Annotated in this window: 6 protein-coding genes and 1 pseudogene; 2 read left to right on the top strand and 5 right to left on the bottom strand. The window is 68.3% G+C overall.

Going from position 1 to position 7,610, the window contains the following annotated elements:
- Nucleotides 1-10 precede the first annotated feature (10 nt).
- Nucleotides 11-256, bottom strand: coding sequence for a DUF5133 domain-containing protein (locus ABTY98_RS39845; RefSeq protein WP_352226052.1), 246 nt, complete (start codon nt 254-256; stop codon nt 11-13).
- 444 nt (nt 257-700) lie between these two features.
- Entirely contained in the window at nt 701-1,558 is an 858-nt protein-coding gene (locus ABTY98_RS39850) for an NmrA/HSCARG family protein (RefSeq protein ID WP_352226053.1), read from the bottom strand.
- Nucleotides 1,559-3,078: 1,520 nt separating this feature from the next.
- On the opposite strand from ABTY98_RS39850, the gene ABTY98_RS39855 reads away from it, so the two are divergent.
- Entirely contained in the window at nt 3,079-4,182 is a 1,104-nt protein-coding gene (locus ABTY98_RS39855; protein ID WP_352226054.1) for an acyltransferase family protein, read from the top strand.
- On the opposite strand, the gene ABTY98_RS39860 is transcribed toward ABTY98_RS39855, so the two are convergent.
- Nucleotides 4,166-4,696 (bottom strand): TIGR03668 family PPOX class F420-dependent oxidoreductase, encoded by a 531-nt coding sequence (locus tag ABTY98_RS39860; RefSeq protein ID WP_352226055.1) that lies wholly within the window; start codon nt 4,694-4,696, stop codon nt 4,166-4,168. The genes ABTY98_RS39855 and ABTY98_RS39860 overlap by 17 nt on opposite strands.
- A 42-nt stretch (nt 4,697-4,738) precedes the next feature.
- Nucleotides 4,739-5,566 (bottom strand): LLM class F420-dependent oxidoreductase, encoded by an 828-nt coding sequence (locus tag ABTY98_RS39865; protein WP_352226056.1) that lies wholly within the window; start codon nt 5,564-5,566, stop codon nt 4,739-4,741.
- A gap of 584 nt (nt 5,567-6,150) precedes the next feature.
- Here ABTY98_RS39865 and ABTY98_RS39870 point away from each other — a divergent pair.
- Nucleotides 6,151-7,347 (top strand): IS110 family RNA-guided transposase, encoded by a 1,197-nt coding sequence (locus ABTY98_RS39870; protein ID WP_352226057.1) that lies wholly within the window; start codon nt 6,151-6,153, stop codon nt 7,345-7,347.
- A gap of 19 nt (nt 7,348-7,366) precedes the next feature.
- On the opposite strand, the pseudogene ABTY98_RS39875 reads toward ABTY98_RS39870, so the two are convergent.
- Nucleotides 7,367-7,513 (bottom strand): annotated as a pseudogene (locus ABTY98_RS39875) (transposase); the annotation flags it as partial.
- Nucleotides 7,514-7,610: the final 97 nt, after the last annotated feature.

The following is a 7,610-nucleotide window of genomic DNA, read 5'->3' on the forward strand; positions in this document are numbered from 1 at the left end:
GCGGCGCGGCTCAGGCAGCCAGGGTTTGGCCGGCCCTGGTGGCGGCGTGACGGTCCGCTCGCAGTTGGTCCAGGAGTACGTCGGCGGCGGCGAGGGCGTGCTCCACCGACTGGGTGCCGGTCATGGCGCAGAGCGTGCGAGAGGTGTCTTCCAGCTCCCGGCTGGACTGACCGGTGGGGTGGAGGTCATGGCGGAACCGGGCATCGGCGAAGCGGGCCAACACCGACCGCAGTTCCTTCTCCACGGGCAGCAGCACAATGACAACCTCTCTCGAGAGGCGGGCCGCCGTATGCACCGGGCCCGCGGTATCCGCCGAGCAGCACGCACTCCTCGGTGACGCCACCGTTGCGGCGGAGCAGTACGTCCTCTGGCGAATCGTCTGCCCCCGCATGATCACCGTATGCGCGCACGCGCCGAGGGTTCGCTCGGCAGAAGGAACGGCGCCCGCCGAGGAGGTGCGCCGGAGCCACCGAGGGCCTGTGACCTACGCCGGCTGCTCGCAGGAGACCGCCGACCGCTGTCGGCGGCCCCGCGATCGCGGTCATGAACGGGGGGCATGAACGGGTGGGTTTCCGGTCGGGGTGGGCCGGGTCGAGGTGAAGAGGGTGCCGTCGGAGGCCGCCGGGACCAGGGCGCCCTTGTGGAGCCACACGGTGGGAAGGAGCCCGGTGCCGAATACCACCCGCGCGCTGGGTGACGCTCAGTCACGTCCTGCGGCCGCCACCGTGCCCTGCGCCCAGTCCGCGAAGGTGGTCCAGGCAATCTCCGGGTGGGACTCGTGGAGTCCGGCGATGTCGACGCTGTAGCCGGGGCCGTTCAGAAACGTCCACATCGCATGCATGTCCGGATTGTCGATCGCCGCCAGAGGCACTTGTTCGTACTGGACCTCTCGCCCCAGCGCCGCGCCGAGCACGGCCGCCATCTGCAGAGGAGTAGGTGCATCGCCGGCCAGCTCGATCCGCCGTCCGACGTAGCGGGTCGGGTCGAGCAGCACTTCCGCCGCGAACGCGCCCAGGTCGGGTCGGGCAAGCTGCTGCAACGGCCGGTCGGGCGGCAGCGGCAGATCAAGGATGCCGGAGGCGAGGCGCTCCGCTCCGCCCAGCGCGTTGTCGAAGAAATACGTCGGCCCCAGAATCGTGTACGGCACATCACCGGAGACCAGCTCTGCCTCGATGCGCGCCTTGCTCTCGAAATGCGGTACCCCGCTGTCCTGGTCCGCTCCGGCCACGGAGCTGAACACGAGATGCGGGACACGCTTCTCCGCGGCTGCGGACAGGATCGCCCGGCCCTGGTCCACCTCCGCCTCCACGCCGGCCTCGAAGGGTGTGGTGAACGCGAAGACACCTGCCACCCCGTTCATCGCGGCGGCGAGCGAGCCACGATCGCTCAGCGATCCGGCCACCACTTCGACGCCCTGCCGGGCCAGTTCCCGCGCGGATGCGTGGTCCGGGTCACGCACCAGCGCCCGGACCGGGGCCCGACGGTCCAGCAGCGCCTCGGTCACGGCCCCGCCCTGCCCGCCGGTTGCCGCAAGCACCAGGATCGGATCGTCGATCATCGAAGAACTCCCTTACTCATGGGTGGAAACCGACCGTCATGGGCCCGACTCCAATCGTCGGGCGCAGACGCCGCACCGGCATCACGGCGCGCCCGAGGGGCGACAGCGATGTCCACCACCATCAGCGCACACCCGGGGGACGGCGATTGCCTGGTAGCGCCCGTGTTCTGGCCCGACGCTGCACACTTGCAGGTGCGCGACGCGACCGACCGGGAGCTGGGGACGCAGGTGCGGCGACGACATCACGGAGCTGAACGCCGGCATCATCCACTGGGTCATCCGCCGCGGCGACCTGGCGGCCCTGCGCTTCGACCGAGTGCACGGCTACGTCGACGTCTGCTGACCGTCCGCAGAGCCGCGCGTCCGGCGTGCGTGTGGCTCCCGCCTTTCCCGAATGAGCGGCGCTTCCCGAGAATGACCGCGCCATTGGCCAGTGCGTCGGCGAGCGGTGCAAGACGGGCAGCCCCTACCAGTCCTTCGACCGTCCACGACGCACCGGGCCAGCAGTTCGTCATCTACCGTGCCGAACCGAGCAGTTCCAGCGCCCAGGCTCTGGACTGTCTCCCTTCCCTGCAAACCACCGGCGCCTGGCGGCGTTCGATTCAGCGGGGCAGCCTCCGCCGGTGGGTGTCGTAGGTCCGTATCCTGTTGCGGCGAGCGAGCGAGCGGCTGCCGGCAGCATCATGCCGGTGATGAACGGTTGCCCAGAGGTCGATGGCCCGCGTGATTCAACAGGCGACGGCTGTGCGCGGTGACTGCTCTGACACTCGTTTGACGATCCAGGGTCCGGACAGGCGGCCGGACGGTCCCAAGAACCATGCATGACCTGGTCTTTCTCCAGCACCTGTCTGACGTGACATGTTTTCGATGACGCATCATGTGGAGTGCGTGGCGATTCTGAAGCCGGCCGGGAAGGTGCCTGACCTGCGGCTTTGCGCGTGCGCGTTAAGTGCGGTTTGGGCCTTACGGGTGATATGCGGCGACCTCGTCGTCCCGAATGAGGTCCGGGCGAGATCGCTAACGACCGCGATTGATGTACATGCAGTTCAGGCCGTTGGTCTCGGTCGGTACGGCGAGGTTTCACAAGGGCTCTGGGAGAAGATCTTCTCCCAGATTTCTCTCAAGGGTGGTCAGTCGCCGTGTGTGTCGATCCTTGGGGGCTCAGTTGCTCTAGCAAGTTTGTGTGCAGGCGGTGGCGGGCTGTCGGTCCGACGTCCGGCTCAGCGACCAGCCTTCCCGCAAGCTGGCACCAGGCGCCGACAGACTCCAGCAGGATGCGGAGCTCTTGGGTGGCTTCGCGGTCGGAAAGCGGCGCTGACCTGTGGGGAACATGAGAATGTGTGTGATCTCGCTGCGCCTGGGCAGACGCCGCCATCATGAGCACCCTCTATCGGAGCAGGGTGGACGAGACCACGGAGAGCCCGGATGCCCGAGCGACTTCACCCCTCGTCCTCTCATCGGCGCAACGGGGCAGAGGCGGCGGGCGGGGGTTTTCGTCGGCGCTGCGTGGTGGTGGGCGGGTGGCGGGGCTGGACGGGTTGCGCACGGTCGCGGTGGTGCTGGTGGTCGTGTATCACGTGGAGCCTGACCTGGTGCCCGGCGGCTGGGTGGGCGTGGACGTGTTCTTCACGATCAGCGGTTTCGTCATCACCCGGCTGCTGGTTGCCGAGTACGCCCGTACCGGTCGGATCGGACTGTGGTCGTTCTACCGGCGGCGCTGGCTGCGGCTGATGCCGGCCTTGCTGGTGATGTGCGCGGTCACCGCCTTGTTGTCCGTGGCGTTCTCGTTGCCGCTGTTCCGCGGGGCGTGGGTGGCGGCGGTGCTGGCCGCAGGTTCGGTGGTCAATCTCGTACGGGCTGGGGACCCCGGGACGTACTCGGACGTCACCGCGCCGCTCGGCCACACCTGGTCCCTGGGGGTGGAGGAGCAGTTCTATCTGGCCTGGCCGCTTCTGTTGCTGGTGCTGCTGCGGCACGCGACGGCGCGGGCGGTGCTGGGCTGGGCCGTGGCGCTGTGCGTCCTGCCGGTGCTCTGGCGGACGGTGCTCTGGGATCCCACGGCGGCGCACCGCATCTACAACGGTCCCGACACCCGCGCCGACCAGCTCCTGGTCGGCGCTCTGCTGGCCCTCGTCCTGGCCCGGCTTCGCGCCGACGACCCCCGCCTGGCACTGCTGCGCCGATGGGCGAGACGGCTCTGCTGGCCCGCGCTCGCGCTGCTGGGACTGATCGTCTGGCAGATCCCGATCACCGAAGCCGGCGGGTGGGATCCCGTCTGGTACACGGTCGGATTCCTGGTCGCCGCCGCTCTGTCGGCCTGTGTCGTGGCCGCACTGGAACTGTGCCCACAGTCGTGGCCCTCCCGCCTGCTGTCGCTGGCCGCGCCGGCATGGGTCGGACGCAACCTCAGCTACGGGATGTACCTGTGGCACTACCCCGTCATCCGGCTGCTCTCCAACCTCGGTGTGCACGGGGATCGGCTGCTCCCTGCAGGCTTGGCGGCGACGCTCGTCGCGGCCCTCGCCTCGTACACCCTCATCGAACGGCCCCTGCTGCGACGCAACCGGGTCCGCAAGCGCCGACGGGACCAAGTTGTCGCTGCGGCACCTACACCAGCCCTGTAACCAGCGTCCCTTCAGGGGACTCCTTGGTATAGAGAGGCAGCCTGACTTCCTCAGGATGCCCTGGCGGCTTGTCCCCTGCCGGTACGGTCACCCCCCCGACGCGGCACGCCAGCCGTGCCACCGGCGGATGTCGATCACGAGCGCCGGACCGGTCGGCGGTCGCTGCCGGTACGGCGCCGTACTTCTCCCGCAACAGGGCGACGGCCGCCTGGTACTCGCCCTGGGTGCCGGGCGGCAGTACGCGGGCGTCACCGTCCGCGCGGACCCACCACACCCGCTCCCCGTCCTCGTCGTACACGTCGACGAGCAGGCAGACAGCCGGGTGGGCCGCGATTTCGTCCAACCGTTTCAGCCGCTGGGACTTCTTCGGCTTCCAGTCGACGGCGGTGACGATCTCCTCGCCGTTGGCCGCGAAGACGACCGGCACCAGATGCGGGCGCAGACCCGCGTCCACCGACGCCAGGCGCGCCACCCGCCCGGTCGTGAACCGACGGCGCGCCTCGTCCTCGGCCATGTCCGGCGCAGTCAGCTCCGATTCAGCGGCAGCCGCGAGATGTCACCGGTGGCCGGACGTGGCCTCGGCCAGTTCGTCCAGGGTGCGCAGCGTGTCGTCCTCCGGCAGGGTCGGCAGGTACAACAGGACGCGTTCGACGCCGAGTTCGGCGTAGGTGTCGAGTGCCTTCCGGTCGTGCCGGCCCGCGTACACCACGACGGACGGGCGGTCACCGGCCGTCCGCCGCATACGCGCGATGCGTTCACCCAGCTTCTCGAGCGGCAGATCGCTCGGCATCCACGCCGCACCGTACGCGGCGACGCGTTCGAAAGCGCGCTCGCTGTCGCCCCCGACCCAGATGGGCGGATGCGGCTTCTGGACCGGCTTGGGCCAGGCGTAGACGGGATCGAAGTCGACGAAGTCGCCATGGAACTCGGCCTCCTCCTTGGTCCACAGCTCGATCATCGCGCGGATGCGTTCGTCCATGAGCCGCCCGCGGACGGCCGGATCCGTCCCGTGGTTGCGCATCTCCTCGCGGTTCCAGCCCGCGCCGACCCCGAACACGGCCCGGCCGTCGGAGATCAGATCGAGGGAGGCGACCTCTTTCGCGGTGTGGATCGGATCGCGCTGGACCACCAGAGCGATGCCGGTGCCCAGGAGCAGGTCACGGGTCACCGAGGCGGCCGCGGCGAGCGCCACGAACGGGTCGAGCGTTCGGTAGTAGATCCGCGGCAGCTCACCGCCCCCCGGGTACGGGGACTCCCGCTTGACCGGAATGTGCGAGTGCTCGGCCAGCAGCAGGGAGTCGAACCCACGCTCCTCCAGGGCGGGTCCCAACGCCTTGGGGCCAATGCCCTCATCGGTGACAAATGTCGATACTCCGAACTTCATCCGCGACCACCTCGTCTCGTCGGCACACCTGCTGCCAGTGTGACGCGGCCGGTCGCTCCTCGTCGGGCGTGGCTTCCCACGGCGTGGCGTCCGGACCCTGTGCCCATCCGCCACTGCCCGGCGGCACCGACGGATGGGAATTCGCACCGGTGCCTCGTATCTCGTCGAGCTCAGGTAATGGCCGCCCTGAGCAACAGAAGGTCACGTGCCCTGTGATGGTGTAGGTGATCAACCGTCTGTAGCGTTGGGGGTGTTGGGGAGTGCTTGGGTGGTGTGGTCGGCGTGTTCGGCGGCGTAGATGGCCGTCATGCTGCCTTCGGACAGGTAGCGGCGGGGGAGGGCGATCCATTCGTCGTGCTCTACGTTCCTTCACGGGTCGACCCCAGCCATTCGTAAGGTTGCGGCACCCAGGGGATCAGGGTGTGGCTGTCGTCGTGCTGCCGGTCGTGGCTCGAGATGCTTGGCCGCCCGGATCCCCACGACGACTCGGCCGCCGATTGGGAAGTGCGAGAAGGTCGCTGCGTAGAGCAATGCCGGCGAGGTCGTCCGTGGTACGAGAGACTCGAACGACCTGATGGAGCGCGATGAGCCGGATATGGGCAGGGACCGACTGCGGCAAGAGCCACCACCACTGCCTGGTCCTGGATACCGAGGGCGACACCCTGTTGTCGCGCCGGGTGGCCAACGACGAGCCCGAACTCCTGCAACTGATCGGCGATGTCCTGGACCTTGCCGGTGGCCGCAGTGTGACCTGGGCGATGGACATGACGGGCGGCGAGCCCGCCCTGCTGATCGAGCTCCTGCTCAACCATGGCCAGGAACTCGTCTACATTCCCGGAATCGCGGTCAACCGGGCCACCGACAGCTACCGCGGGGCGGGCAAGACCGACGCCCGGGACGCGAAAGTGATCGCGGACCAGGCCCGGATGCGCCGTGACCTGCAACCGATCCGGCCCGGTGACGAGACGGCCATCGAACTGCGGCTCCTCACCGAGCACCGTGCAGATCTGGTGGCGGACCGCACCCGGACCATCAACCGACTCAAGTCCCTGCTCAACAGCATGTTCCCCGCCCTGGAACATGCCCTCGACATCGGCAGCGTCGGCTCGCTGATGCTGCTCACGGGGTACCAGACCCCCGCAGCGATTCGCAGGGCGGGCAAGCGACGTCTGACGACCTGGCTGCGCAACCGTAGCGTCTATCGGCCCGACACCCTCGCGGCCGCAGCCCTTGAAGCAGCCGAGAGGCAGCACACCGCCGTCACCGGGGAGAAGGCCATCGTGAAGATGGTGCACACCCTTGCGGAGGAGGTGATGGCCCTCCACAAGAAGATCACCGAGACCGAGAAGCTCATCGAGGGCCGGTTTCGCGAACACGAACTCGCCGACGTGATCACCTCTATGCCCGGCATCGGCCCCATCCTCGGCGCTGAGTTCCTCGCCGCGACCGGAGGAGACCTGGAGGCATTCCCCGCTCCGGACCGACTTGCCGCCTTCGCCGGCGTGGCTCCCGCACCAAGAGACTCCGGCCAGGTCAGCGGCAACCTCCACCGGCCCACGCGCTATCACCGGCGGCTGCAACGCGTGTTCTATACCTCCGCGTTGGTCAGCATCCGCTGCGATCCCAACTCCCGTCGGTTCTACGACCGAAAGCGCGCGGAGGGAAAGCGGCATGTCCAGGCCGTGCTCGCCCTCGCCCGTCGGCGCGTCAATGTCCTGTGGGCCCTGATCCGTGACCGACGGTGCTACACCGTCACGCCACCAGCCACTCACGCCACTTGACATCCAGATTGGGAAGCATCTCGCTGAGCACGGCGGTGACCAGCCGTTCGAGGGCGGCCGGGTTGGGGAGGACCTGCACGACGTCGGTGCGGCGCTTGATCTCGCGGTTGATCCGCTCCAGGGGATTTGGGGACTGGATCTTCTTCCAGTGGGAGATGGGGAAGGCGGCTAAGCCTTGATCCACCGGTCAGCGCCTTGTGGATAGCGGCTAGGAAAACGAGGAAGTGCCTTGTGACCTGCAATGATGGGAGTTCTTGAGGCTC

Origin of the sequence: Streptomyces sp. NPDC096040 (genome assembly GCF_040303265.1) — a bacterium.
GTDB lineage: Bacteria > Actinomycetota > Actinomycetes > Streptomycetales > Streptomycetaceae > Streptomyces.

Coding starts and splice junctions, on each gene's coding strand:
- ABTY98_RS39850 (WP_352226053.1), bottom strand. CDS start 1,558: ATGATCGACGATCCGATCCTGGTGCTTGCGGCAACCGGCGGGCAGGGC.
- ABTY98_RS39860 (WP_352226055.1), bottom strand. CDS start 4,696: ATGGCCGAGGACGAGGCGCGCCGTCGGTTCACGACCGGGCGGGTGGCG.
- ABTY98_RS39865 (WP_352226056.1), bottom strand. CDS start 5,566: ATGAAGTTCGGAGTATCGACATTTGTCACCGATGAGGGCATTGGCCCC.
- ABTY98_RS39870 (WP_352226057.1), top strand. CDS start 6,151: ATGAGCCGGATATGGGCAGGGACCGACTGCGGCAAGAGCCACCACCAC.